The sequence below is a fragment of the Anoxybacillus andreesenii genome (assembly GCF_030813005.1).
GTDB classification, from domain to species: Bacteria; Bacillota; Bacilli; order Bacillales; family Cytobacillaceae; genus Robertmurraya; species Robertmurraya andreesenii.
Genome location: NZ_JAUSTU010000014.1, coordinates 89,399 through 114,121, shown reverse-complemented (window position 1 = coordinate 114,121; position 24,723 = coordinate 89,399). Strand labels below are relative to the sequence as shown.

Below are 24,723 nucleotides of genomic sequence, written 5' to 3'. Positions count from 1 at the left end.
CTTTCGCTTGGTGGCCCCTTCATTTGGGTAAGGACCTAACGGTCCTTACCCAAATGAAGGGGTTTAATTTTTGCCCACATTAATTTTACTCATACCATTTCATTTAGTTCCTCTGATAATTGAAACAATTTTTCCGCACTTCCAGAGATTTCTTGTACGGTGGAGCTTTGCTGAAGAGCTGTAGCAGAGCTTTCTTCAATCCCTGCAGCTGCTTGTTCTGATGTCGCAGCAACCTCCTGTCCATGCTGACTGACTTGCTCACTATTCTTTGCGATTTTTGTTAGGTTGGCTGTTACATTTTGAATTCGTTCCAACATATCTGCCATAGCAAGGTTAATCGCTTCAAAATGCTCTGTGCTAATTTGGATTTGCTTATAACCAGACTCCACCTTGTCATATCCCATTTCTAATAATTCCACGACCATCTTTGTTTCATGCTGAACACCATGAATGATGCCAGTTATATCTACAACTGAACTCCGGACTTGCTCAGCTAATTTCCGGACCTCTTCTGCTACCACCGCAAATCCTTTTCCTGATTCCCCTGCGCGAGCTGCTTCAATGGCTGCGTTCAGGGCAAGGAGGTTCGTTTGGTCAGCAATATTTTGAATGACATCTACCAGCGTCGAAATTTCTTGAGACTTTTGATCTAAGCCTTTCACTTTTTCAACTGAATCTGTGACAACAGCTGTGATTTCCTTCATTTGCTCTACAGAATGCTCCATCTGTTCTTTCCCTTTACCTGACATTTCATGAACTTCCTCAGATGAATTTCTTAACATTTCACCCTCTTGATTGGATTCTCTTATCTGGATATTTAGCTCCTCAATCAATTTTGAAATTTCACTGGATAGATTTGCCTGATTTTCTGCACCAGAAGATAGCTGCTCTAATGTGGAAGCGATTTGCTCTGCACCTAGGGTAACCTCAGCCGAGGACAATGTAAGCCCGACACTCTGACTGTTCACATTTTGAGAGACCTCCTGAATACGACTGACCATCTTCCGTAAATTATCGATCATTCTATTAAATGAGAGCGCTAGATCTCCTACCTCATCCTTGCGTTGCAAATCAATAAGCTCTACCTGTAAATCACCCTCTGCTACTCTCTGATTAATTTCCACAAGCTTCTTTATCGGATTCATCACGCTTCGAATAAAAAGAATTCCTACTGTAAATAACAGCACTGCTAAAATAACGATGATAATGATCCCTGCATTGATCGTTAACTTATTTTCTTTATCCATAGCCTCTACCATACTGAGGGCTGACGACTCCAAGTTTTGTTGGATTGAGTCAATTTTTTCCCGGGTGGAATTAAATTCACTATTCAAGTTCCCTAATGCTGTAACAGATGCGTTGGTATCTTGAAAAAGTTGATTCGTTTTAGTTTCCCATGTTGCTAAATCATCAAAAAAGGCATTAAACTGGGATTCTACCTTGGAACTATCGATGGCATTGTCGGCTAGAATGATTTCCTTAGCGGAATTTATTCTTTCTTTTACCTGTGAAAGATTGTCCTCGTAGCTCTTTCGATACTCATCTGAGACTTGCCTAGAGGATGAACGCTCTGCAAGATAGTTTGATAAAGCTTGATTAGCCTGATAAAAGTCGCGGTCTGCGTTTAAAAGTAAGAAAGTAGATTGAAAAAGCTCATCATATAATTCCTTTTTTAGCTGTTTAGCTGTGCTGTTAAGTTCATAGACAAATACCCCACTATTAACTATAATCCCCAAAACAGCTGCAATTAAAATTAAATAAAGCTTTGTACCTAGCTTTCTATTGTTCAACCATTTCATCATTATGATTTCTCCTTTAAAAATGTATTGGATAGATTGGGGGGTTCCTGTTGGTATTTCAGAATTTAATAGGGATAGAAAGCTTTTTAATAGGGTGGATCGGTCTGAAATGTCAAACAAGAAGAAGTATTGATTAAAGGGTAAAAATCTCTATTTCTAAAAATATGTTAACACATTTTTTAAATTATGTGAATATTTTGATAGGTCTTTTTATTCAGTCAACAGGTAATATTTTAGCGCTCTATTACCCTTGCCAGGAATTTTCTACAGAAAATTGTCGAATTAGAGGGACAAATCATTGGAGGTTATGGACTTCTTCCAAACTGGACTCCCGGTAGATTTAGTTTGGATGATAGGAACGTGTTAGACCACCTTGAATAATAACAAAAAACTCCTAGTTCTCTTTTACAGAGGCTAGGAGTTCATTTCTTACAAAAAGTATGCTTGATGTTAAGTACCTTTTCTATGAAAATCAATCTACATTTTTCACATAAATCGCCTGAGAAGTATTCACAATCTTACAATCCTTCAACTCTTCTTCTTGTAAAATACCTAAATCGATAGCCGACTTGATTTTCTTCTCATCAGGGCTCTTTTTTATGAGGTCATTTAGATTAAGCTCTTCCAATCTCCTCAAGGTCGTTTCCTGATCATATTTTTCAATCTTTCTAATTTGCCTTTGCAGTTTGTAGTCCCTTATAAGAACCTCACCTTTGACATTCTTTCCAACAGACTCGTCAAAATATTGAATAAACGTCTTCTTTAATTCTTCTAGCTCTGCTTCAATTTCTTTTTTCCTTTTATTTAGTTCCAAGTAATGAGCTAGCATCTCTTTTGTCAGTATGATCTTCATTTACAAGGCAACCTCCCCCAACTATTAGATATTCCATCATATTAGGATTTCAATAGGGATATGCCTATTGTCCTTAAAAAGGCGGGGAGAATTTGCCTATCATTTTCCAATCAAAACTCTATTTCTTATTTTGACGATATAATTCAATGGTTTTATATCCTTGAGATAATATGTCAACCATTTGTGCTTGGCGTTTTTCACGGGTTTTCTGTTGCTTTGCAGAGAAAATATAACGAGCCCAGTCTTTTTTGTAGCCCGGTGTCAGTTCTTGATAAAATTTGAGTTCATTGGGATAATATTTTAAGAGTTCTTCTACGTCTTTTACATGATCCTCATAGTCCGCTACACATTGACTCGCCGCTGATGATTTTATAGCTTTCTTTTTTTCACGCTTTAAGCCAACGACCGTAAAGACATCATCCATACTCACCATCCGTGAGAATTTCAAATCACTATTGTCCACATATCCATCTTCATCTACCTTCATTGCCGGGAAAATTTCATCTCTGTGAACAAAGGTTTCATACTTCTTATTCCCTTTTTTTGGATAGGCGAAAAATAAATAGCCTTTCTCCATTAACGATTGCTTTTTAATAATGTTTTGAGTATGCTTCACCATTTCTTCGATTGTTTCGACAAAGACGAAAATTGCATCATGATTCTTTGATAAAACCGTCTGATATCCATCAAACAAATCATAGTCACTTGGTTGATGGAGGACAGCCATATTTTGATATTTATTGAGATTTAATTTATTGATAATTGTCATCATTAACTCCTTTATTGTATAGTTCTGGAACGATAGACCATCAAAGTAAGGGTATTTAGAAGGATGGTAACGATAAGAAGGATGGCGGCGGCACTCGCCACAGCACCAGTTATATCCATCATAGCAGACCAATCCTCAATCAATACGAGATGATAGTGATAGAAAATCTGAAAGCTTAAGGAAATGGCACAAGCACTGACACTCAAAATGGAAAGCGTGACCCAATTACTCCGGTTATTTTTTTTATACCCCGCAAGGTTAACCACCGGAAGTATCCAAGCTATGATTCCAAGCAAAAGACTGCCAACATTCAGCAAACCGATCATTCAGACTCCTCCTCTGTAGTTTCTGTCCTTATATTATTACTTTTCAATCATTGTATCAGATGTTTTCTTTCTTTGAGCAATAATTACCGTTTTGTAGGTGAATAATCCTGTTCCCGAGGTACAAAATATCAATGTTCAAAAGGAGGTGTCTTCATGCCAAATCTAAATGATAATAAATTCAGAAAGATTCAATCTGAGAGTCAAAAGCAAGGGAAATCACAAGAAGAATATGCTGCTGAGCTTGAGATGAACAAATTGAAGAGTCAAAAAAGAAAGTAGTCTAATGTGGCATGATAAAGGCAGAAATTACGACTTCTGCCTTTTTATCACTTATAATAGTATTTATCCTCCATTTGTTGCTGTCGGAAAACTTCTATTTTTTCTGCCTCATCTTCATGATTTCCCCCTTAATGATTTCGATTATAATAGAAAAAGAGGTGACTTACCCATGGATATATTGTTTTGGCTATTAATCATAGTCTGTTTTATTTTCAGTTTTGTTGGCCTTATCTATCCCATCATTCCTTCCGTGTTAATGATTTGGATTGGCATCGTCCTGTATCACTTTGCGATAAATTCGAATGAACTGAGTTGGATTTCTTGGACAATGTTTGTCCTATTAACCGTTCTATTGTTTCTGGCGGACTTCTTGGCGAATCTCCATTTTGTCGATAAGGCAGGCGGGTCGAAGTGGGGCATGAGAGCTGCCACCATCGGACTAATTATCGGAAGCTTTGTACTACCTCCATTTGGGATTCTGATTATTCCATTTGCGCTTGTTTTTCTAACCGAATTGATGCAAAAGAATACGGCAGAAGCCTCCTTAAAGGTTGCCACTGCTACCTTGGTGGCGTTCTTAAGTGGTACCCTCGCCAAAGCGTTGATCCAATTGATCATGATCGCTGTTTTTGTACTGGATGTTGTTTTTTAAAGACTTCGATTCCATTAATCGAGACTTCTTTTGAAATTAACATCTAGTTCCAAGGGACTTGGTACTTCCTCGATTTAGAATAAAAGCCAGTAATCAAGCCACTCGACTTACTTTTACTGGCTTTTCAAAATCAATCCTTAAGAAACTCCCTCACCACCCTCACATATTCTTCCATTTCCTCCAAGTAGGGCATATGTGCGCTTTTTTCAAACACATGAAATTTCGCATTTGGAGTAAGGCTTCGATAATATTCTGTCGTTTCAGGTGTTGCTTCGTCATAGCGGCCACATGTATACAACGCAGGGATATGGATATCCTTAAGCTTCGCCGTACAATCAAAGTTTTTCAGGTTTCCAGTAACATGAAACTCTGAAGGACCCCACATGATATTGTAAATCTCAGGATTTTTAAATTTGGCCCCTTCCTTTAAAAATGCTGGCATCGGATCGAGTCGGCAAACAAAACGCTTATTGAATTCCTCTGTTGCCTCCCTATATTCCTCCGAGTTGGTTGTCCCATTTTTTTCACAGGCGCTTAAAGTTGTTTGAACACTCTTTGGTAGAAGCACCCGATTGCGCTCCTGGTCCTCCGCCCAAAGGGGAGCACTTAAGCATGGACTGGAAAAAATCACACTTCGCACACCCATTGGCTTGGTTAGAAGATAGGCAGCAGCTAATGTAGTCCCCCATGAATGCCCAAGAATATGTACTTGATCAAGACCGAGTGCTTCACGTACTTGCCCTAATTCCTCTACGAAACGTTCAATTTTCCATAATGAAGGATCATCCGGTCTTTCCGATTTCCCGCAGCCAAGTTGGTCATAAAAAATAACGGGCCGCTCATTGGCCAATATTCTTAAACCCTGCAGTGAATAGTGGGATGAGCCTGGCCCACCGTGAAGAATGATGACAGGAGTTTTCTTGGTTTGGCGACCGTGAATTTGGTACCATACCTTCCCACCAGTAACTTCTACAAATCCTTCGTTCATGGACATATGTTTCTCTCCTTTATGATAAATGGTAAAAAATGCAAAAATATTCAAACGGCTTGTTTCACCATTATAGCAAATCAATTATAGAAAAATCTGCCCGCACTAGGACAGATTTTTCTCTATTTCCACTTAGGGTTTCCCTATCGATAGGCGATTTCCTCCAATCGGAAATGGCTTCTACAACGCCTTTGTTGCACCGCCATCAACAAGAATGGCTTGACCTGTAATATAGGTGTTTGCCCCAGAGCTAAGAAACACGACCGCTTTCGCAAATTCGCTTGGGTCTCCATATCGCCCGATTGGAATAGCTTTTTGAGAAGCTTGTTGAAACTGCTCGAAGCCTTTCCCTTTACTTTCAGCCTGAAGTCGGTCAATTTCGATGACACGATCGGTTGCAAATTTTCCCGGACCTATCGTATTAATCAAAATATTATCTTGTGCAAATTCCTGCGATAAGGTTTTTGATAGACCTGTGATTCCCGTGCGAAATGTATTGGATAGGAGCAAGCCTTCAATCGGCTGCTTGAACGAGGTGGAAGCTACATTCACAATATGTCCCCTCTGCTGTTTTCTCATATAGGGAAGAACTTCACGAATGGCTCGGATATAGCTCAGCAACGTTAATTCAAAAGCATCTATCCATTTTTCATCATCCATATCATCAAAGCTGCCTCCAAGAGGACCACCAGAATTGTTCACCAATACGTCGACTGTTCCAAAAGCTTCGACTGTTTTTTGAACCAGTTCTTTGACTTGGTCGGCTTTTTTTATATCACAAACATGCGCATGTACATGGGCACCCGTCTCTTCTCTTATTTCCTCTACTGCTATATGTAAAAGTTCTTCGTTTCGACTTGTGATCATCACATTGGCGCCTTCTTTGGCGAATTCCATTGCAATGGCCTTGCCTAACCCTTTGCTTGAAGCGAGCACAAGTACAGCTTTACTTTTTAGACCCAGTTCCATTTTTCTAGAGCCTCCTTAAAATTTGTCACTATCTATTGTACACCCATTTTCTTAACAAATATAAAACTATTTCTTGTAAGAAATTCTGAACGAATACTTGTCTATATAGATTTAATGATTAAGACACAAAAAATACCCGACCAGCTTGGCGGGTATTTTAAAAAGGGGGGTATGAAAAATTAAAGCTTTGCTATGCATGTATTCATCATAGAGATAAAACATGAACAAATGATGAACAAACTGTTAATGATCGATTAAATATCGGGAGATTTCTGCGTATCTCTTAAGATAAAATCTTCCAGAAACTAAAGCTCTATATATTTTCCAACAAAACCCCAAATGGTATTCCAGTATAGCTCTGGATTCACTTTCTCCGCGTCTCCGTGGCCAGCACCCTCGATGACCAGCTTTTCTTTCTCGACGGGCGCTGCATTGTATACTTCGTCTAGCATTTCGTACGGAACAAAGCGATCCTCATCCCCATGGATAAAAAGGGTTGGAGTCTTGCTTTTAGCAACCTGACGAACGGCAGAGGCTTCATACAAATCATATCCAGCCCGGATGTTTGTAACTGTATTAGCCGCTTGAATAACCGGAAACTCCGGTAAACCGAACAAATCATCAAGCTGGTAAATAAATACCTCACTAACAGAAGAGTAGCCACAGTCCTCTACAATAACTTTAACATTAGGCGGCAGCTCTTCACCTGAGGCCATCATCACGGTTGCTCCCCCCATCGAGATCCCAAATAACAGGATTTCCGCATTTTTATCTATTTGAATAATTTCATTAATCCATTGCAGCATATCAAGACGGTCATGCCAGCCCATTCCAATATAATTTCCCTCACTCTTCCCATGACCACGAAGATCAGGAGCCAAAACATGAAATCCTTGTTCATAGAAATGGCGAGCCCATCTTGTCATGCTTGCTGCATCCGCGGTATAACCATGGGTGACAATGGCCCATTTCGTTTTAGCTTTATCGTTTTGATAGACATCAGCATGTAGCTTTAACTTTAACTTATCATTGGAAATGATGGATAGCTCTGATGGTGGATGCTCAAGCTTAAATTGTTCGTCCGCTAGCTTTGCCTCTTCCGCTACCTCAGCGATTACCGCTTCGCTTTCTTCTAAATGCGGATTTCCCTCTAGGAACTCCTTTTCATCATTTGCATTCAAAGCATAGTTATAAAAATAATTCCCCACAGCCCCATAAGCAACCCCTATTAAAATAACTACGATTGCTGATATTATGATTATCTTTTTCTTCATCCGCATTCTCTCCTACCCATATGTCCCCTCATTTTTGATAAATCTATTCTACTATTATTAATCTATCAATTACAAATTTTCAAATATTAAGAAGCCTTCTTTGGGTAGGTTTATGGTTAGAGTAAGGTGAGACAAGCACAATAGAAGAATTCAATAGTGTCAATGTGTTAATTCTTGATGATTTCTGCTGTCATTGCTTCTCTATGACGACACATTGCCTACTAATTCCGATGTTTCTGTCGTCATTGCTCCCCTATGACGACACATTGCTTACTAATTCCGATAATCCTGTCGTCATTCCTCCCCTATGACGACACATTGCTTACTAATTCCGATAATCCTGTCGTCATTCCTCCCCTATGACGACAACTTGCCTACTGATCACGATGTTCCTGTCGTCATTGCTGCCCTATGACGACAACTTCCTCGGAAATCCTGATGAACTTGTCGCCATTGCTATCCTTCCTAACGGTCCGCCTCTAACAATTGACATCATGCTCAATATCCACTAAACTTCTAGTCAATCTATCAATGAAAGGAAAAAATGAGATGAGTACAGAGAAAAATTTTTCATCTAATGAGTCGCTCAAAGAGAAAGCCGTTGCCTTTTTACAGCTTGTAGCTTCCGGACGGGTTCGAGAAGCCTATGAGACATACATCGGGTCTGATTTTCGTCATCATAACCCCTATTTCGGTGGTGATGCTAGTTCGCTTATGGCTGGAATGGAGGAGAGTGCCAAGGATAGCCCGAACAAAATCTTTGCGGTCAAACAGGCGATACAAGAGGGCACTACAGTTGCGGTGCACTCCCATCTGAGGCAGAATCCCACAGATCGAGGTGCAGCTGTAGTACATATTTTCCGCTTCCATGATAACAAAATTGTGGAATTATGGGATATCGGTCAGCCGATCCCAGAGGATTCTCTCAATGAGCATGGCATGTTCTAACAAAAAATAAAGGAGCCTTTCAACCAACATTTTTCAGGTTGAAAGGCTCCTTCTATTTCTATGTCTCCTGGTTGGAGCATCGTGACTACTCATAATTAACTAGCCTGGATCACTTGATTTCCCTTTTTCACCGCTTTTCTACCATGTAAAAGATAATATAGAAATAGACAAGCAAGAAGTACGATGGACATGGTCATATACAGACCGCGATATCCAAGAATCGGAACAATAGCCCCAAGAATGGTTGGTCCGATACCCACCCCGCCGTCGAAAAAGATAAACCAAGTTGAAGTTGCTAGGCCCACTCGTTCCTTCGGGGAAACTTTGATGGAAATCGCCTGACCGCTGGCAGAAAGTGTTCCGTACCCGAGACCTACTAGAGCTCCTGCTAGTAATAGCGCAAAGCCATGATGTGCCTCACTTAAGACAAACAAACCAAGAGCAAATAGTAAGATAGATGGATACATAATCATATTTTCCCCTTTTTCATCAAACCAACGGCCTGTAAAAGGTCTTGATACTAAAACAAACACTACATAAACGATAAAAAAGAAGCTGCCAACTTCTACTAAATTGATTTCCTTTGTATAGGAACTAAGAAATGTAAGAATGCTAGAATAGCCTAACCCGATGAAAATACCTATGATGGAAATCGGTATCGCTTTTACCTCAAAGAAACTGTGAAGAGAAAATCCCTTCATCTTCTCTAATTGTTCCTTTGAATATTGTACTTTTGGAATCTTCAAAAAGAAAACGGAGATATAGCTGAAGGCGATTAGCAAGATACATAAGGCAAAGTTGATAGAAAATCCCGCATAATGAATAAGTAACATGCCTAAAAAAGGGCCCACAGAAGCGGCAAGGACGACACTTAGGGCATAGTAGCCCGTCCCTTCCCCTCGTCTTTCATTGGGGATGATTTTTGCAACGATCGTCCCTGTTGCTGTCGAAGCCATTCCCATCGATGCCCCGTTCAAAAAACGGTTAATCAAAAGTGTCGTCATATTATTAACAAAGAAATACAGGCAGGTCGTAATTAAAAAGAACAGGAGGCCGAGATAAAGTGTTTTTTTCCAGCCAACCTTGTCGATCGACCTTCCTGTAAAAAGACGTGCGATTAACACCCCGATCACAAAAATGCCTGAAGCTAGACCCGCCTCACTAGGTGAAGCGTGGAATTCGTCTGATGCAAATATGGTAATAGTTACCATTAATAAATAAAATGTAAAATAAAGAAAAAAGTTCGCTGCTGAGACAATTAAGAAATCCTTTGTCAACAATTTTGGTTTTGTCATTCCCATTCTACCTCTTCGTTTAGAATATTTTCTTGTATTTTCGGAAGGATTTGAAGCAGCATTTTTTTTTCAACGTCTTGAATATCTTTCAATACGACATCCTCAAACTCGTCTATTTTCCTGCGGCATACTGTGTATACCTCCTGACCTAAGTCTGATAACTGAATCATTTTTTCACGCCCGTCACTACTAGATACAACTTCAACCAGCATCTGTCCCTTCAAACGCTGGACTCTTCTTGTGATGGAAGGCTTTTCGACATGATAATAATCGGCAATCTCTACCAGCGGTGAAGGTCCATTGTTTTTCACATAGTGAAGTACCTCCCATAAGGAAAAAGAAAGTTCATGTTCCCCAAGAATCTCATTGAGTTTACTTATAATGGACCGATAAAGTCGTATATAACGTTGAAAAAAATATTGCATGATGAGCCCTCCTCAAAGAAATTAGTTACCCTGGGTAACCACAACGAATATTACTATACTTCCTTTTTTTAAATTGGTCAAGTTGGCTAGAACCCATTCACCCTGTTTGAAAACGCAAAAAAACGGTCGCCAAAAATCAAATTGACGACCGTTTCACCTTATTATAGCTTCCGAATTTTCACCGCACAGGCTTTATATTCCGCTGTGCCGGAGATTGGATCATACTCATTGAGTGTCAATACATTCGTTGGAACCTCACTCCAGTGGAAGCTCATGAAGACAAGTCCTGGAACAACCTGCTCCGTTACCTTTGCCTTCACCTCTAGTCTGCCTCTCCTTGAACTAACCTCAACAAGTTCGCCATCGGTAATACCTAAGCCCTCCGCATCCTGAGGATGAATATCAACCCTTTCTTCTGCTTGCTTAATCTTTGCCCCGTCCGCATAATGCCTTGTTTGCGTATGGGTATTATAGCTTTCCAATCTTCTTCCCGTCGTTAATGTAAATGGATATTCCTCATCTGGCATTTCCATTGGCGGTGTATAGGAAACCGGAACAAACGGTGCCTTCTTGCTACCCCCTTCGACTGGTTGATAGAATCGCTCATGCAGCACGAAGGTTCCTGGGTGATCCTCACTTGGGCATGGATAGTGAAGAGAGTACTCTTTTTCCAAACGTGAGTAACTGATACCACCATACATCTCATGAGCAAGAAGGCGGATTTCCTCCCAAATTTCCTCACTGCTCGAATAGTTCATATCATAGCCGAGACGGCGAGACAAGTCACAGAGGATTTCCCAGTCCTCACGCACATTTGGATGAGCAACCACTGCTTCCCTTACCCTTTGAATTCTTCGATCGGTGTTCGTATAGGTGCCTTCTACCTCCCCCCATGATTTTGCTGGTAAAACTACGTCTGCTTTTCGAGCGGTATCCGTTAAGAAAATGTCCTGCACGACCAAAAGGTCTAGATTATCAAAAAGCTTCTCCGTATGATTCAAATGTACATCGGCTAAAAGCGGATTCTCCCCGACAATATATAGGGCTTTGACCTCCCCATTTTCCATTCGCTCAAAGGTCCTCGTTTGCGTATCGCCAACATGAGGATTAATCTTTACACCCCAATGCTCTTCAAACCGACCACGATATTCATCATCAGTTATCGGACGCCCTCCGGTAATTAAATTTGGCAAACAGCCCATATCTCCAGCACCTTGGACATTATTCTGTCCTCGAAGCGGCATGATGCCATTTCCTCGCTTGCCGATATGACCAGTGAGTAGAGCCAAATTAGCAATATCAAAGACATTATTGACTCCACAATGATGTTCAGTAATTCCGAGTGTGTAAGCGATCATCGCATTCTCTGCAGTTGCATATTCCCGTGCAGTTGCAACGATTTCCGACTCACTTATTCCGGTGATCATCGAAGTATATTCAGGTGTATAGGTCCTCACCTGTTCCTTAAGACGCTCAAAATCAGTTGTATGCTCCTCAACCCATGTGGCATCATACAATCCTTCATTAATAATGACATGCATCATCCCATTCATCAGGGCGATATCAGAACCAACCTCGATTTGTAGATGGCGATGAGATACCTTTACCATCTCAATTTTTCGAGGATCGACAACGGTGATTTTCAGGCCCTGTTTCACGGCTTTCTTCATTCTATTTGCAATAATCGGATGAGCTTCCGTTGTGTTGGAGCCCATTAATAAAAGCATATCCGCTTCATCGAAATCCTCAAGCGTATTGGTTGGGAATCCGCTTCCAAATACCGTTGCCAGACCGGCAACACTTGGAGCGTGTCACGTTCGGTTGCAGCCATCAATATTATTGCTGCCGATAGCTGCTCTCATAAATTTTTGGGTGACATAATTGGATTCATTCGTTGTCCGTGCACATGCAAACATCGAAATCGCATTGGGACCAAAATTAGTCTTAATCTGTGAGAGCTTTCCAGCGATATACTCAAGCGCCTCTTCCCATGTCGTTTCAACAAGCTCTCCACCTTTTCGGATAAGCGGTGCTGTAAGGCGCTCTTTTGCATGAACGTATTTATAAGCAAGCGCACCTTTGACGCAGGTTTGTCCCTTGTTAACAGGAGCATCTCTATCGCCTCTAATGCGGGTAATGAGATTATCCTTTACTTCGACAAGAAGCCCACAGCCTGTACCACAATAACCACAAATCGTCTTGACAATTTTTGTATCTGTATTTGTCAACTGTATCCCCTCCTAATCCCTTTCCTCCATTCTATCGAAAATAGGATAAAAATTTTGACGATTTTTAGGGAAAAAATCGAATATTTCGTTAAGAATATGCATAAAGCCTTGCTTTACATTAGGGACATCTATTCCATGGGCTGTTTGGCCATTTAGTGTAGAGGACGTGTGTGCCTATAAAAACAGCCCACGAAGCTAGGCAGTGTGGGCTGGTAAAACAATATTAAAGGTTGTTCCTTTATTTAATTCACTTTCGATATATACGGTACCGTTATGACTTTCAATGATTTTGTAGCTTACCATTAGACCAAGACCGTTTCCATCTTTCTTTGTCGTGAAAAAAGGTTCCCCGATCTTCTTAAGCTTGTCCGCTGGAATCCCTATTCCTGTGTCCTGAATTGAAATCTGAACTTGGCTATTCAGGACCTGAACTTTTACGGTAATGTCTCCTCCATGCGGCATCGCTTCAATTCCGTTCTTGATAAAGTTCAAAAACACCTGCTTTAAGCGGTCCTCATCACATTCAATTTGTACAATGTTTTCGTTTGCCTCAAAGTGCATCTGGACCTTTTTCTTTCTAGCTTCAAATTCTAAGAGAGCCAAGACATTCTTAATAAGAGGAATAATATTTTTTTCCTGCAGCTGGGCGGCTTTCGGCTTTGCTAGAACCATGAAATCCTCCACGATATGATTGACCCGGTTAATTTCATCTAGAATAATTTCTACGAACTCTCTTCTCTGCTCATCTGTCTCATCCTCAAGCAAAAATTCAGCATACCCCTTCATGGAAGTGAGCGGGTTGCGAATTTCATGGGCCACTCCTGCAGCGAGCTGACCAACGGCTGCAAGCTTATCCTGGCGATGCAAAATTTCCTCTGTTCGCTTCCGATCCGTAATGTCCGTTCGAATCGACACATATTGATAGGGCTTCCCCTTACTATTTAAGAAAGGGACAATGGTTGTCGCTACCCAATAGGTGGAGCCATCCTTTGCTTTGTTACGTATTTCCCCCTTCCAAACCTCCCCTTTTCCAATTGTTCTCCACAAGGATTTGAAGAAATCAGGGGAATGATAGCCGGAATTCAGAATTCGATGATTTTGTCCGAGGAGCTCCTCTCGACTATATTGAGAAATCTCCACAAATTTATCATTCACATACGTAATTATACCCTTTGCATCTGTTATAGCGACAATGGAGGATTCATCAAGAGCCGCCTTTATATCGCTCAGATTCGAATCTGAAATCGCTAGCCTTTTGCTAACGAGAGCACTGGAGCCTATCAGCCCACTCAAAATTAGAATCGCGATAAACAGGATGGTGTACATGAGAAAGCTCTGCTGGAATGGTTCACTGATTCTGTGGAGTTCCGCTTGGTAATAGGAAGAAGCTTTCATTAACAAAAAGTGACCTTCTACCACTGCTCCGGTAATGATTAACGCACAGACAGGACGTATCCAAGCATTGCGATGTTGACTCCCAATTTTCGAACCGTGGAGGAGCCAAAAAACAAAGTAAAAAGAAATAAAAACTAAAAAAGCCGTCACGGATAAAATATACGGGTCATACTTTAGCGTTAGCTGCAAGCCAAGCATTCCAATGATATGAATCGAAAAAACAGCACTTGTCATCAAAAAGCTGGCAACGGTTAAATGCTTAAACGAAATGCTCGTAACAGAAACTGCATAAAACGACATCCCCGAAAAACAGATCCCCACTAAAATGGCAAGCAAAGTGATTGGCAAGTTATAATTTGCTGAATTGGTCACATCTAATGCAAGCATAAAGCCCATTATCCATATACCAAAACTAAGGGAAAGCGTGCCGCCTAGGAATAATAATGGCTTATTCCGTTCTGACGACCTAAGCATGGAGAACATATCTAAGGCAGAATAGGTTGCCATCATCGTTAAAAAGATGGCTGTGATTGTAAGTATGGGATTTAGTGATGTGAGCAAATGATCCATTCAGCATCAGTCCTTGTTTCAAATCTTTCTACCTTGATTGTAATGGAAAGTGAATGTTCTTAAAAGAAAAATGTTTATTTAGGAGAGCTTTCTTATTGTTTTACAAATAACCTTATCAATGCTTTAAAGAAATATTTTAAAATTTTCAAAAAAAGTGTACACATTTTTCGATTTTCGTGTATACTGTACTATAACAGATTGAAACGATAATAACTGTATTATGAAAGGATGGAGAATAAAATGATGCAAAGCCCAGTTGAATTTTTCCGTAATTTACCGAAAAAGGTTTGCCCTGAGTGCGGTCAGGTTGTGAAGGAACAAGCTGAATCCTACCTAATGGAATGCGACCGCTGCCTTTCAAAGAGAGCAGAATAAGTATTTGTCCAAAAGAAGCAATGGAGCGCTAATATGCCCCATTGCTTCTTTTGTTTTTCAATTGATAATATTTAGAAAAATATATATTTTCATCCTTACTTTATGGTATATTTAATTAGGGAAACGAAATAAATCCCGAATATACCCTAGCCTTTTACGTGTGCGTGAACGGGTTTTATTCGGTTACGAATATCTTAGTGAACGTACACGTAGAAGACAGTATATTAAAATACAAAAATTTTAAGGAGGAGATTTCATGACGACAACTACTGTGAAACGTTTAAAAAGAGAAGAAGTACCTGTCGAATTAACATGGAAACTGGAAGACCTATTTTCATCGACGACAGAATGGGAAGCTGCCATAGAAGATATTAAACAAGAGCTTACATCGTTTGCGGCCTATAAAGGACGGTTACACGAAAGTGCGGGCACCCTGTTAGAATGCTTGGAGATGCAGGAGAAGCTGATGATGAAATTAGTACTTGTAAGTACTTATGCATCCCTTCTCCAATCCGGAGATGGCACTGATCCTGTAAACCAAGGAAATGCATCCATTATTGGTGACTTACGATCAAATGTCGATTCAACACTTTCGTTCATTGAGTCTGAAATTCTTCAAATCCCAAGTGAGCAATTAGAAGACTTTTTGTCAGAAGAAGAGGGTTTGAAGCCCTTTGAAAGAAATCTGAAGGATCTATTAGATGGAAAAAAATATCGTCTATCCCCTGAAACTGAAGAGGTTTTAGCGGCATTAGGTGATGTACATAGCGCACCATACGCCATTTATCAAACAAGTAAACTAGCCGATATGGAGTTTGCTTCTATTCAAGATGAAGAAGGAAATGAATTGCCGAACTCCTTTGCTTTATTTGAGGACCGTTATGAATTTTCACCAAGTACTCACACACGTCGCAAAGCCTTTGAATCCTTTGTTGAGACGCTGAAGCATTATAAAAATACATTTGCTACGACCTATGCAACAGAAGTGAAAAAACAGGTTACAATGGCTCGTTTAAGAGGATTTGAATCCGTAACGGAGATGCTTCTCCATCCACAGCAGGTGTCGCTCGAGATGTACCACAATCAGCTCGATGTCATTCAAAAGGAATTAGCTCCACATATGCGCCGTTACGCCGAGCTTAAGAAAAAAGTTCTCGGCTTAGATGAAATGCGTTTTTGTGACCTGAAAGCACCATTAGATCCAGAATTTAATCCGAAAACTACCTATGACGAGGCAAGCCAGACGATTTTAGAAGCTTTGAAGGTAATGGGTCCGGAATATGCGGAAATTATGAAGAAGGGCTTAACCGAAAGATGGGTTGACCTTGCTGATAACATTGGAAAATCAACAGGTGCGTTTTGCTCAAGCCCGTACGGCTCCCATCCATACATTTTGATTACGTGGACAGATACGATGAGGGGTGCCTTCGTACTTGCCCATGAGCTAGGACATGCTGGACATTTTTACCTGGCAAACAAAAATCAACGCATCATGAATACTCGACCTTCTCTTTATTTCATTGAGGCACCATCGACAATGAATGAAATGCTTCTAGGGGATTATTTATTATCAAACACAGATGATTTTCAAATGAAGCGCTGGGTCGTTCTTCAATTGCTTGGAACCTACTACCATAACTTTGTCACCCACTTGCTGGAGGCAGAGTATCAAAGACGTGTCTACGACTTAGCTGAAAAAGGAGTTCCATTAACTGCAAAGCTCCTTTGTGAAGTAAAAGGAAATGTGCTAAAGAATTTCTGGGGTGATTCAGTTGTCATCGACGAAGGAGCAAGCCTAACCTGGATGCGCCAGCCTCATTATTATATGGGCTTATATCCATACACCTATTCAGCCGGGTTAACGGTGTCAACAGCTATGTCCCAAAAAATCAAGGAAGAAGGACAGTCTGCTGTTGATCGTTGGTTAGACGTATTAAAAGCTGGTGGAACGATGAAGCCGCTTGAACTTATCAAGCATGCAGGGATTGATATGTCCACACCTGAGCCAATCAAGAAAGCTGTTGCTTACGTAGGTTCTCTTGTAGACATCCTTGAAGGAAGCTACGAATAATAATTATCTGCATAAGATTTCCCTTTCTCGCAAATCCTTTTATTTAGGTGGTGAAATCCGATGCGAGAAAACAAAAATGAATTTTTAACTCATGCCCCAAAGAAGGAAAAGTTCACCATCAGTTCTGAGACTTTTCCAAATCAAAAGAATTATCCAGGAGATTCAGTCAATGAGCATGAGCGTTTGGAAACGGCAAACGCCATCATTGCTGAAGGAGAAATTGGACAGCAACGTGAAAATAATTAGCCATTATAAAAGGTCCACACCTGTAAGGAGTGGACCTTTTATTAACTTCTCTAATTGATTTTCGGCAGCTCTCGAATCTCCATATTGGTTTCATTTCCGCATAAAGGGCATTTTAAATCGGCGCTAGCAAAGTCCTTTCTCATCCACCCATTACAGCTCTCATCTGAGCATGAATAAACCTCTGTGTCCATGAGAATGTCTTCAGGCTTTTCCTCTTGCGCTCTTCGATTAAAAAAAATTGCAACCGCCCCCCTTTTTAGTTTCAACCATGATTTTCCATATGTAACACTTACTTCTAATAGTATGTGCATATATTCCAATTTTTAGCCTTCTTATTCGTCATAACCTTTTCTTTCAACGGGAATATCCTTGCCATTCACATCATCGATGACTGCATGGATCTCTCCTTCAGCTAGTGTGTCACTTACCTGCTCATGTGTGGTGGCAAGACCTGATGAGAGTTGGTCATTGCGCTGATAATCCTCTTGCTCATAATAACGATTAGCCAGTCCGGAACTTTCTTGATCTTTTTTATTTGTCAAAGGTATTGCCCCTTTCATTTGTTTTCTCCATCCTCCATAGCATTCGCTTAATCCTCTGCAATCATGCGTATCAAAACGCAAAAACCTGCTTCCTTATGAGCAGGTTTTTTGCAAAAGTATTTTTTTATAGCCAGGCTGCCCCAACAATGATGAGGAGAATGAAGAGAACAACGATTAACACAAAGCCACCAGCTCCGAATCCACCGTAACCGAAGCCTCCAAATCCACAGGTAGCTGGGTATGCAAAGCCACACCCACCAAATCCACCGTATCCGAAACCCATTACTCCACTTCCTTCCTAAAGTTTTGATTTTCTTCTGATGTCAATCATTTCTTATTACAGAGAGGCTTTTGCTTGTGATTAATACCATCCACCAACGTAGGAAGCACCTACTATAATGAGAAGGATGAATAAAACAACCAGTAAAGCAAATCCAGTGCTATATCCGTGTCCAGCTCCTGCGCTCATTCATATACACCTCCTATAATATCTACAGCTATACTATGAAGGGGTAAGTTGTCCCGAATGGGCATCTGAATAATAAATGAAAAAAAGAGAAATTTTTTTGGAAATCAGATGAATGGGCTCTAGGAACGTTCTACCTCGTAGATATCGCCATTCCATTCACTTTACGATATTTCTAGTTCTTCCGATCCATCTTGAATATTCATTTCAACCGGAAGAATTGGAATGGTAAAGAAAATCGTAGCGCCCTTCCCTAGAACACTTTCAACCCATATTTCACCTTGATGGTGATGAATAATTTCTTTGCTTATTGATAAACCAAGACCATTCCCTGATTGGGCTATACTTGACGTACCCGAAAATGACCGTTCAAATATTTGCTCGACTTCATCTGGTGCAATCCCTTCGCCCGTATCTGAAAGCTTAAATGTTACATAGGTTTCCCCGAGATGGAGATGTGCTCTTATTTCACCCCGAATAGTATGCTTAAGGGAATTTGAGATGATATTTGTGAATACTTGTTCAATCCGGCCAATATCTACTTCAATCATCGGATAGAAGCCATTTATAGGAGCATCCATGCTTCGGGAAAAAATAAGGCCGTGTTGTCTAATATCCCATTCATGCTGGTCGCATAAGTGATGAAACAACTTTTCCACATTGACAATTTCTTTTACAAAGGTCATATTCCCATACTGTAGCTTTGATAGCTCGAATAGATCCTCAATCAGTCGATTCAAAGCATGCAGTTTTTCCTTACTTCGTTGTAAATAAGTAATTTGCTTTTCCGGTGAAATCACAATCCCGTCAAGCATGGCTTCGATATAGCCTTGAATGGATGTGAGTGGATTTCTGAGGTCATGGGAAATATTTGATAACAGTTTCATCCTTTCTTTTTCTGCATTTTCTAGTTCCTGATTTGCTTTTTCAAGGCTTGCATTCACTTTCTCAAGCTCGATCGTGCGGCTTTTAACCTTTTGCTCTAAACTGTTATACAACCTGGCATTTTGTATCGATATCGCTGCTTGTGAGGCTAAGGTTGAAAGCAGAACCAGATTCTTTTCGGAAAAGGCGTGGGAAAGCAACTGATTCTCTAAATACAAGATTCCAACTAGCTGGTTTTGCTGTAATAATGGGAAACAGATGATGGACGATACTTTATTTTTTTGAATATAAGGATCATGCTTGAACAATCCTTCCTCACATGCATGTTGAAGAATAAGAGGTTCCTTACTTTTTTGGACGTATTGAAGTAATTGCATCGGTGCATGATCCTTTGTTTCAAATAAAGTTCGTTTTTCACCTTTTCCAAGCCCATTCACTAAACATAGCTCGTTCCCATCCATTAAATATAGATGGCCATTTGTCGCACCCGCATTTTCAATCATAATGTCCATTACTTTATCAACGAGGATTTCTAAGACAATCTCACTCGAAATAGCTGTGGAAGCCTTCAATAATGCTTCTAAATCAATGATATCAAGGCCGCTTGAGATGATGGTTTGCCTATGTCTCCCGAGAATTGCTGGATATTGTTTCATTAGCTCCTTCACTTTTCGATCAGCACCCCAGGTCCGATACCATTCGTAAGCTTCATTAACATAATAGTTTGTTAGTCTTGAGAAGCCACCCTTTGCATAATGGTTCGCCGCACATTCACTAATAATCGCGGCATCCTGATGAAAGCCACTTTGAATAGCCTGTTCCAGAGCTTGGCTGTACAACAAATGATCAACTTTCCCTGAACCTAGCACCTGATCGGTCTCCATTTTCATAAGCAAATATTTATGCTGATAATTATGGGGAGACTGCTCCGCCCATTTTTTCATCGTTTTCAAATTTCGACGAAGATATTTCCTCATTTCCCGCTGTTGAATCCCTGATTCCTCATGATACAGCTTACATAACCACAGAGAATGATAAAAATAGAATTCTGGAGCAATGACAAGCACGAGCGCTTTTGATACGGTTCGATTTAATTCATCAATAATGTTCTTAACCGAGTCATGCTCACCCATAATATAGTACATTTGCAACCTGATTGTATTATGAATGATCGATGCAGAGGGATCGTCCTGGTAATCATATAAAGTCGTTGGCTTCGATGAACTTTTATTTCTCAACCAATCAAGCCACTCCTTTGATTCCGTTATAAAATTCATCGAAATTTTGTAATGAACCTTGTGAACAAAGGCTGATTGCCCTTCGATTTCATCAAGAACCTTTTCTATTGGCGCACCCATAATCATTTTTGTCAAAATTATAAAAGAACTGCACGCTCCAGCCACATGAAAGTTTCCTACTTCTAAATTGAGTTTTTGAGAAGTCTTTAACAAATCAAGGCTCCCGGCGATTGGGTTTTTCCAATGATTCACAAAGCAACCGAACACAAACAAAACTCTCGCTTTTAATTTTGTTGATTGGCTCCTTTCTGCATGAGCCTTTGCTAATTCCCCAAATTGATAGCTTTTGTCAAAGTTTCCGAAGCCGGCGCTCAAAATGAGTGAATAGTTATTATAGACGAGCGCTGTAATATCTGTATCTCCATGCTTTAACGTATACCGAAAAGCCCGAAGCATCAGGTAAGTGGCTAGGTTTTGATTCACATGATAGGTTGGGGCATTCATGCTGATCAGGCTCTCCATGATCAGTCGATTCTGGTTATTTTTCATCGGAGGAAGCTTAAGAAGATCCTCTGTCTTCTTTCCAAATGTTGAAAGCTGAATGAGCAATAATTCTTGAACAATCTTCCACGTACGAATGGGTTTATCGAGCTTCCATCCGAACAAACTCAAACCCTTCGTTCCGGAATCAACGGCTTCATCAACTTGATTAAGGTGAGTGTAGAAGACTAATTTAAGATTATATACCGCCATTTTATCTTCGTTCGTTTGACAATTATTCAAAAGGGTTTCAAAGGCTTGCTCTGCCATTTCAAATTCACTATTCAAATAAGCGCATTGCCCGAGCCCAAAATAAATCTGGTAGGACAAATCATACTGTGACTTCCAGCTATCCTCTTCTAACAGCTCTTTCCCAATTGAAAAATATCGATAGGCTGCCTCAAACGCCGCAGCGTTTTTTGCGTATTCACCTGCCCTTGCATTATAAAATACCAACGTTCGCTTTTCTTGGTCGGAAAGCAGGGGCAAGCATAAATTTAGATGATCCGTAATTTGAAACAAACGCTCATTACTTTCTGTTTCTTTCATTTGCTTCAACAGGGTTATCCCAATTTCATAATGCATGAGGTTCTTTTCTGCTTCTTCAATATTCATATAAACTGCCTGCTGAATTTTATCATGAATGAATTCGAGAACAATTTCATCTCCATAGTTTTGATTCTGTGCAAAGTAAATAAAGCCTTCCTCGACCAATAGATACAAATCATTAATCAAATCATCTTTCGGGATTTTCGTCACCAAGGACAGGTCGGTGAGCGTAAACATCGTACCTAAGGAGGAAGCATATTTCAAACTCGTTTCGACTTGTCGAGGTAAGGCATCCAGCTTGATCCCTAGAAGGGAAATGACATCTTTCCCGATTAAGACCCGCGGGTATTTCCCAATCAAATACTCATAGGCATTAGTTTTTTGATTTAGGAAAATATATTTCTCTTTCTCGAGGGTGAGCAAAATTTGCTGGATGAAAAAAGGGTTCCCCTGCGAAAGATGATATACATAAGATGACAGTGGGCCTAAATCCTGTTTGAAATGGTAGTTCTGAGATAGCCATTCTTGTATTTTTGCTTCATCTAGAGGGTTGATGGACAGCTTTTCGATTGTTAACTCGTCGATTAGCTGTAAATTCATCAATGCTCTCGCACTTTGTTCCTGTTCATTTCTACTGGCAAGAATGACAAGTAGATTAACAGGTTCACTATCAACCGCTAAATAGCGTAAAAGATCAATAGACGGTTGATCGGCCCACTGAATGTCATCAATAAATAGCACAATCGGCGTTTCCTCAGTGATGATGGAGAGAATTTGCTGAAACGTGATTAAAATACTGTTATGGCGCTCAAACCCGCCAATCTCTTCTTTGAAGATTGGTGTCCCTATAATCCAGCTGAATTCTGGGATCAAATCCAAAATAATTTGACAACGATGTCCAAGTCGATGGAGAAACCGCTCCTGCCACATCTGAATTCTTGTATCCCCTTGAGCGATAATGATGCGAAAAAGGGTCTTGAATGCTTGAATGATTGGTGCATACGGAATGTTTCTTTCAAATTGATCCCATTTACCAGCGGCGAAGATGACTTGTTCATCCTTGATACTTTCTTCAAATGCATGGACAAGGGCTGTTTTACCACTACCAGAGCTACCTTTGAGTAGGACAAATTCCTTTTGGCCTGTTTTTACCCTCTCATAAATCAGGGTCAGCCTCTCTAATTCAAGCCCTCTGCCGAAAAGTTTCCTTTTCTCTATATAAGCTATATCATTTTCACCTAAAGGAAAGCTGCCAAGTTTTCTGTTCGTTAACCATTGTTCACTGCATTTATCAAGGTCGCTTTTCAGACCATAGGCACTCTGATATCTTTTTTCCGGTGATTTCTCTAGGAGCTTTAAAGTCATATGTGATAGCTGACTTGGAACAGCAGCATTGACTGTTGTCGGTGAAGCAGGTGTCCTTGTAAAGTGAGAATGAAGAATTTCTAAGAGGTCAGTATTTGGGAAGGGGTACTGGTTTGTCAGCATTTCATAGAAGATCATCCCAAGGGAGTAAAGATCGGAACGAAAATCTGCTTTTCTCCCCATTCTTCCGGTAAATTCGGGTGAACTATAAAAAAAGCTATGGACCGTTCGTGTATAGTTATGTAAGAGATAAACCTTTTGCTGTGCAAAATCGATGAGTATACAATGAGGATTTAAGCTTCCGATGATCATTTTTTGCTGATGACACTCAAGTAGGATGGAAGCTAGGTTCCTTGCAACAAATAAAAATTCATCCATAGTTAGTGATTGAATCTTCAGAAGCGAAGCGAGCGACATTTGGAATGGCACGGAATCATATATTTCAAAAATAAGGCCATTTTTGTTTTCAATTTTTTGCGGAAATAGTATAAGGCTGGTATGTGGTGGAGCCAGGTATTCCCTTTTAGAAAACGAAACATCTACATCGGATTTGATGAGCCTAATTAATACATCCTTTTCTTCTTCAAAAGAATATCCCTCGTAAAATTCATGTTCTTCACTTGTATCAATTTTCTTATGAATCACGTATCCAGGTAATTGAAGCATGATAACACAACCTATTCTAGCTTTTTAAAAAACTTTAAGAAAGCTTTAAGTAAGTTTGAACAGCATTTATAGTTTATGCACTATTCTTATAGTATGAATATTTCGTTAATATATGGAGGGTATTATGGAAAATATCGTAAATATCTTAGAATCAGCCGAAATCATTCCAAATTTTGAAATAGATCCTGAGTGGATGAAACTAATCTTAGAAGCAAAACGAATGGGATTAACAAAAGAAGAAATTCGTTATTTCTTGCTGGGCCAGTGAATTTACTCTATATATCCATTAAATTTATAGCCAATTCCCCTTACTGTTAATATATACATAGGCTTTGTCGGGTCTGGTTCAATTTTTTTCCTTAAATTACTAATATGAACCATGACAGTACGATTATCACCAAGGCTATTTTCACCCCAAATGAGCTGAAATAGCTGCTCTACACTATATACCTTTTCTACATTTTTGCTGAGCAAACAAAGCAGCTGATATTCCTTTGCTGGTAATGAAATTGGATTTTCGTTGACCCTCACAATGCAGCTATCGAGATCAATCGAAAGTCCTGGATATTGAATGATATTTCGTTCAGCCAATTGTTCTTTCTTATTGATCGTAATACGGTTCCGACGCAAATGTGCCTTCACCCTAGCCATGAGGACACCAGGACTGAAGGGTTTTGTAATATAATCGTCTCCCCCTATTCTTAAGCCTAGTATTTTATCAAAATCATCTTCCTTTGCGCTTAAGAATAGAATAGGTGCATCCGTTTTCTCACGGATGGCTTGGCATGTATCATAGCCATCCAAACCCGGCATCATCACGTCAAGAATAATTAGATCTGGACGATATGAATCTAGTAGATTGACAGCCTCTATTCCACCAGCTGCAGAAAGAATGTCAAATCCTTCTTTTTCTAAATATAATTCGAGTACATTTCGAATATCAGGATCGTCATCAACAATCAGCACCCTATCCCTCTTCATCACAATCCCCCTAATTAATCTCTCATACC

General features: G+C 40.0%; 24 protein-coding genes. 7 read left to right on the top strand and 17 right to left on the bottom strand.

Annotation, left to right across the window (positions count from 1 at the left end):
- Nucleotides 1-89: 89 nt before the first annotated feature.
- The 4 genes from J2S07_RS14985 to J2S07_RS14970 all read right to left on the bottom strand — a co-directional run bounded on the left by J2S07_RS14985 (nucleotide 90) and on the right by J2S07_RS14970 (nucleotide 3,747).
- Nucleotides 90-1,802: a methyl-accepting chemotaxis protein gene (locus J2S07_RS14985; RefSeq protein ID WP_307151223.1), complete on the bottom strand. Its 1,713-nt coding sequence runs from the start codon at nucleotides 1,800-1,802 to the stop codon at nucleotides 90-92.
- 469 nt (nucleotides 1,803-2,271) lie between these two features.
- Entirely contained in the window at nucleotides 2,272-2,652 is a 381-nt protein-coding gene (locus J2S07_RS14980; protein ID WP_307151222.1) for a hypothetical protein, read from the bottom strand.
- A 118-nt stretch (nucleotides 2,653-2,770) separates the two neighbouring features.
- Nucleotides 2,771-3,421 (bottom strand): YdeI/OmpD-associated family protein, encoded by a 651-nt coding sequence (locus J2S07_RS14975; RefSeq protein WP_307151221.1) that lies wholly within the window; start codon nucleotides 3,419-3,421, stop codon nucleotides 2,771-2,773.
- 11 nt (nucleotides 3,422-3,432) lie between these two features.
- Nucleotides 3,433-3,747, bottom strand: coding sequence for a hypothetical protein (locus J2S07_RS14970; RefSeq protein ID WP_307151220.1), 315 nt, complete (start codon nucleotides 3,745-3,747; stop codon nucleotides 3,433-3,435).
- 153 nt (nucleotides 3,748-3,900) lie between these two features.
- On the opposite strand from J2S07_RS14970, the gene J2S07_RS14965 reads away from it, so the two are divergent.
- Together J2S07_RS14965 and J2S07_RS14960 are read left to right on the top strand one after the other, a co-directional pair.
- The gene (locus J2S07_RS14965) at nucleotides 3,901-4,026 is read left to right on the top strand and encodes a hypothetical protein (RefSeq protein ID WP_264191567.1); all 126 of its coding nucleotides are present in this window, start codon (nucleotides 3,901-3,903) and stop codon (nucleotides 4,024-4,026) included.
- A gap of 169 nt (nucleotides 4,027-4,195) precedes the next feature.
- A complete protein-coding gene (locus J2S07_RS14960; RefSeq protein WP_307151219.1) occupies nucleotides 4,196-4,678 on the top strand; it encodes a DUF456 domain-containing protein in 483 nt (160 codons plus the stop codon).
- 130 nt (nucleotides 4,679-4,808) lie between these two features.
- On the opposite strand, the gene J2S07_RS14955 is transcribed toward J2S07_RS14960, so the two are convergent.
- From J2S07_RS14955 to J2S07_RS14945, 3 genes are all read right to left on the bottom strand, one after another.
- A complete protein-coding gene (locus J2S07_RS14955; RefSeq protein WP_307151218.1) occupies nucleotides 4,809-5,672 on the bottom strand; it encodes a proline iminopeptidase-family hydrolase in 864 nt (287 codons plus the stop codon).
- A 174-nt stretch (nucleotides 5,673-5,846) separates the two neighbouring features.
- The gene (locus tag J2S07_RS14950; RefSeq protein ID WP_307151217.1) at nucleotides 5,847-6,635 is read right to left on the bottom strand and encodes an SDR family oxidoreductase; all 789 of its coding nucleotides are present in this window, start codon (nucleotides 6,633-6,635) and stop codon (nucleotides 5,847-5,849) included.
- 305 nt (nucleotides 6,636-6,940) lie between these two features.
- Nucleotides 6,941-7,909 carry an alpha/beta hydrolase gene (locus J2S07_RS14945; protein ID WP_307151216.1) on the bottom strand — a complete coding sequence of 323 codons (969 nt, stop codon included), beginning with the start codon at nucleotides 7,907-7,909 and terminating at the stop codon, nucleotides 6,941-6,943.
- A 549-nt stretch (nucleotides 7,910-8,458) separates the two neighbouring features.
- Between J2S07_RS14945 and J2S07_RS14940 the strand changes: the two genes are divergently transcribed.
- Complete coding sequence (locus J2S07_RS14940) at nucleotides 8,459-8,857, top strand: nuclear transport factor 2 family protein (protein ID WP_307151215.1); 399 nt, start codon at nucleotides 8,459-8,461, stop codon at nucleotides 8,855-8,857.
- A gap of 95 nt (nucleotides 8,858-8,952) precedes the next feature.
- Here J2S07_RS14940 and J2S07_RS14935 read toward each other — a convergent pair whose 3' ends face one another.
- From J2S07_RS14935 to J2S07_RS14915, 4 genes are all read right to left on the bottom strand, one after another.
- Entirely contained in the window at nucleotides 8,953-10,152 is a 1,200-nt protein-coding gene (locus tag J2S07_RS14935) for an MFS transporter (RefSeq protein ID WP_307151214.1), read from the bottom strand.
- Nucleotides 10,149-10,577, bottom strand: coding sequence for a MarR family winged helix-turn-helix transcriptional regulator (locus J2S07_RS14930; RefSeq protein WP_307151213.1), 429 nt, complete (start codon nucleotides 10,575-10,577; stop codon nucleotides 10,149-10,151). Before J2S07_RS14930 ends, J2S07_RS14935 begins: the two co-directional genes overlap by 4 nt.
- Nucleotides 10,578-10,738: 161 nt before the next feature.
- Entirely contained in the window at nucleotides 10,739-12,805 is a 2,067-nt protein-coding gene (fdhF, locus tag J2S07_RS14920) for a formate dehydrogenase subunit alpha (protein WP_370872839.1), read from the bottom strand.
- A 195-nt stretch (nucleotides 12,806-13,000) separates the two neighbouring features.
- On the bottom strand, nucleotides 13,001-14,770 hold the full coding sequence (locus J2S07_RS14915; RefSeq protein WP_307151212.1) for an ATP-binding protein: 1,770 nt from the start codon (nucleotides 14,768-14,770) through the stop codon (nucleotides 13,001-13,003).
- 240 nt (nucleotides 14,771-15,010) lie between these two features.
- Between J2S07_RS14915 and yhfH the strand changes: the two genes are divergently transcribed.
- From yhfH to J2S07_RS14900, 3 genes are all read left to right on the top strand, one after another.
- Entirely contained in the window at nucleotides 15,011-15,145 is a 135-nt protein-coding gene (gene yhfH / locus J2S07_RS14910; protein ID WP_307151211.1) for a protein YhfH, read from the top strand.
- A 256-nt stretch (nucleotides 15,146-15,401) separates the two neighbouring features.
- Entirely contained in the window at nucleotides 15,402-17,216 is a 1,815-nt protein-coding gene (gene pepF / locus J2S07_RS14905) for an oligoendopeptidase F (protein WP_307151210.1), read from the top strand.
- 60 nt (nucleotides 17,217-17,276) lie between these two features.
- The gene (locus tag J2S07_RS14900; RefSeq protein ID WP_307151209.1) at nucleotides 17,277-17,462 is read left to right on the top strand and encodes a hypothetical protein; all 186 of its coding nucleotides are present in this window, start codon (nucleotides 17,277-17,279) and stop codon (nucleotides 17,460-17,462) included.
- Nucleotides 17,463-17,512: 50 nt separating this feature from the next.
- On the opposite strand, the gene J2S07_RS14895 is transcribed toward J2S07_RS14900, so the two are convergent.
- The 5 genes from J2S07_RS14895 to J2S07_RS14875 form a co-directional block, all read right to left on the bottom strand.
- The gene (locus J2S07_RS14895; protein ID WP_307151227.1) at nucleotides 17,513-17,773 is read right to left on the bottom strand and encodes a cold-inducible protein YdjO-related protein; all 261 of its coding nucleotides are present in this window, start codon (nucleotides 17,771-17,773) and stop codon (nucleotides 17,513-17,515) included.
- 21 nt (nucleotides 17,774-17,794) lie between these two features.
- On the bottom strand, nucleotides 17,795-18,085 hold the full coding sequence (locus J2S07_RS14890; RefSeq protein ID WP_307151208.1) for a YozQ family protein: 291 nt from the start codon (nucleotides 18,083-18,085) through the stop codon (nucleotides 17,795-17,797).
- A 43-nt stretch (nucleotides 18,086-18,128) separates the two neighbouring features.
- A complete protein-coding gene (locus tag J2S07_RS14885) occupies nucleotides 18,129-18,287 on the bottom strand; it encodes a YjcZ family sporulation protein (protein WP_307151207.1) in 159 nt (52 codons plus the stop codon).
- A 78-nt stretch (nucleotides 18,288-18,365) separates the two neighbouring features.
- The gene (locus J2S07_RS14880; RefSeq protein WP_307151206.1) at nucleotides 18,366-18,473 is read right to left on the bottom strand and encodes a YjcZ family sporulation protein; all 108 of its coding nucleotides are present in this window, start codon (nucleotides 18,471-18,473) and stop codon (nucleotides 18,366-18,368) included.
- A 161-nt stretch (nucleotides 18,474-18,634) separates the two neighbouring features.
- Nucleotides 18,635-23,713 carry an AAA family ATPase gene (locus J2S07_RS14875; protein WP_307151205.1) on the bottom strand — a complete coding sequence of 1,693 codons (5,079 nt, stop codon included), beginning with the start codon at nucleotides 23,711-23,713 and terminating at the stop codon, nucleotides 18,635-18,637.
- A 124-nt stretch (nucleotides 23,714-23,837) separates the two neighbouring features.
- Between J2S07_RS14875 and J2S07_RS14870 the strand changes: the two genes are divergently transcribed.
- On the top strand, nucleotides 23,838-23,981 hold the full coding sequence (locus tag J2S07_RS14870) for an anti-repressor SinI family protein (RefSeq protein ID WP_307151204.1): 144 nt from the start codon (nucleotides 23,838-23,840) through the stop codon (nucleotides 23,979-23,981).
- Nucleotides 23,982-23,983: 2 nt separating this feature from the next.
- Here the strand turns inward: J2S07_RS14870 and J2S07_RS14865 are convergent, their stop codons facing one another.
- Nucleotides 23,984-24,694, bottom strand: a complete 711-nt coding sequence (locus J2S07_RS14865; RefSeq protein WP_307151203.1) for a response regulator transcription factor — start codon at nucleotides 24,692-24,694, stop codon at nucleotides 23,984-23,986.
- Between the last annotated feature and the right edge of the window lie 29 nt (nucleotides 24,695-24,723).

What these genes read in the sequence shown, in the direction of transcription:
- J2S07_RS14985 (WP_307151223.1), bottom strand. Translation starts at nt 1,802, where the DNA reads ATGATGAAATGGTTGAACAATAGAAAGCTAGGTACAAAGCTTTATTTA.
- J2S07_RS14980 (WP_307151222.1), bottom strand. Translation starts at nt 2,652, where the DNA reads ATGAAGATCATACTGACAAAAGAGATGCTAGCTCATTACTTGGAACTA.
- J2S07_RS14975 (WP_307151221.1), bottom strand. Translation starts at nt 3,421, where the DNA reads ATGACAATTATCAATAAATTAAATCTCAATAAATATCAAAATATGGCT.
- J2S07_RS14970 (WP_307151220.1), bottom strand. Translation starts at nt 3,747, where the DNA reads ATGATCGGTTTGCTGAATGTTGGCAGTCTTTTGCTTGGAATCATAGCT.
- J2S07_RS14965 (WP_264191567.1), top strand. Translation starts at nt 3,901, where the DNA reads ATGCCAAATCTAAATGATAATAAATTCAGAAAGATTCAATCTGAGAGT.
- J2S07_RS14960 (WP_307151219.1), top strand. Translation starts at nt 4,196, where the DNA reads ATGGATATATTGTTTTGGCTATTAATCATAGTCTGTTTTATTTTCAGT.
- J2S07_RS14955 (WP_307151218.1), bottom strand. Translation starts at nt 5,672, where the DNA reads ATGTCCATGAACGAAGGATTTGTAGAAGTTACTGGTGGGAAGGTATGG.
- J2S07_RS14950 (WP_307151217.1), bottom strand. Translation starts at nt 6,635, where the DNA reads ATGGAACTGGGTCTAAAAAGTAAAGCTGTACTTGTGCTCGCTTCAAGC.
- J2S07_RS14945 (WP_307151216.1), bottom strand. Translation starts at nt 7,909, where the DNA reads ATGAAGAAAAAGATAATCATAATATCAGCAATCGTAGTTATTTTAATA.
- J2S07_RS14940 (WP_307151215.1), top strand. Translation starts at nt 8,459, where the DNA reads ATGAGTACAGAGAAAAATTTTTCATCTAATGAGTCGCTCAAAGAGAAA.
- J2S07_RS14935 (WP_307151214.1), bottom strand. Translation starts at nt 10,152, where the DNA reads ATGACAAAACCAAAATTGTTGACAAAGGATTTCTTAATTGTCTCAGCA.
- J2S07_RS14930 (WP_307151213.1), bottom strand. Translation starts at nt 10,577, where the DNA reads ATGCAATATTTTTTTCAACGTTATATACGACTTTATCGGTCCATTATA.
- J2S07_RS14915 (WP_307151212.1), bottom strand. Translation starts at nt 14,770, where the DNA reads ATGGATCATTTGCTCACATCACTAAATCCCATACTTACAATCACAGCC.
- yhfH (WP_307151211.1), top strand. Translation starts at nt 15,011, where the DNA reads ATGATGCAAAGCCCAGTTGAATTTTTCCGTAATTTACCGAAAAAGGTT.
- pepF (WP_307151210.1), top strand. Translation starts at nt 15,402, where the DNA reads ATGACGACAACTACTGTGAAACGTTTAAAAAGAGAAGAAGTACCTGTC.
- J2S07_RS14900 (WP_307151209.1), top strand. Translation starts at nt 17,277, where the DNA reads ATGCGAGAAAACAAAAATGAATTTTTAACTCATGCCCCAAAGAAGGAA.
- J2S07_RS14895 (WP_307151227.1), bottom strand. Translation starts at nt 17,773, where the DNA reads ATGCACATACTATTAGAAGTAAGTGTTACATATGGAAAATCATGGTTG.
- J2S07_RS14885 (WP_307151207.1), bottom strand. Translation starts at nt 18,287, where the DNA reads ATGGGTTTCGGATACGGTGGATTTGGTGGGTGTGGCTTTGCATACCCA.
- J2S07_RS14880 (WP_307151206.1), bottom strand. Translation starts at nt 18,473, where the DNA reads ATGAGCGCAGGAGCTGGACACGGATATAGCACTGGATTTGCTTTACTG.
- J2S07_RS14875 (WP_307151205.1), bottom strand. Translation starts at nt 23,713, where the DNA reads ATGCTTCAATTACCTGGATACGTGATTCATAAGAAAATTGATACAAGT.
- J2S07_RS14870 (WP_307151204.1), top strand. Translation starts at nt 23,838, where the DNA reads ATGGAAAATATCGTAAATATCTTAGAATCAGCCGAAATCATTCCAAAT.
- J2S07_RS14865 (WP_307151203.1), bottom strand. Translation starts at nt 24,694, where the DNA reads ATGAAGAGGGATAGGGTGCTGATTGTTGATGACGATCCTGATATTCGA.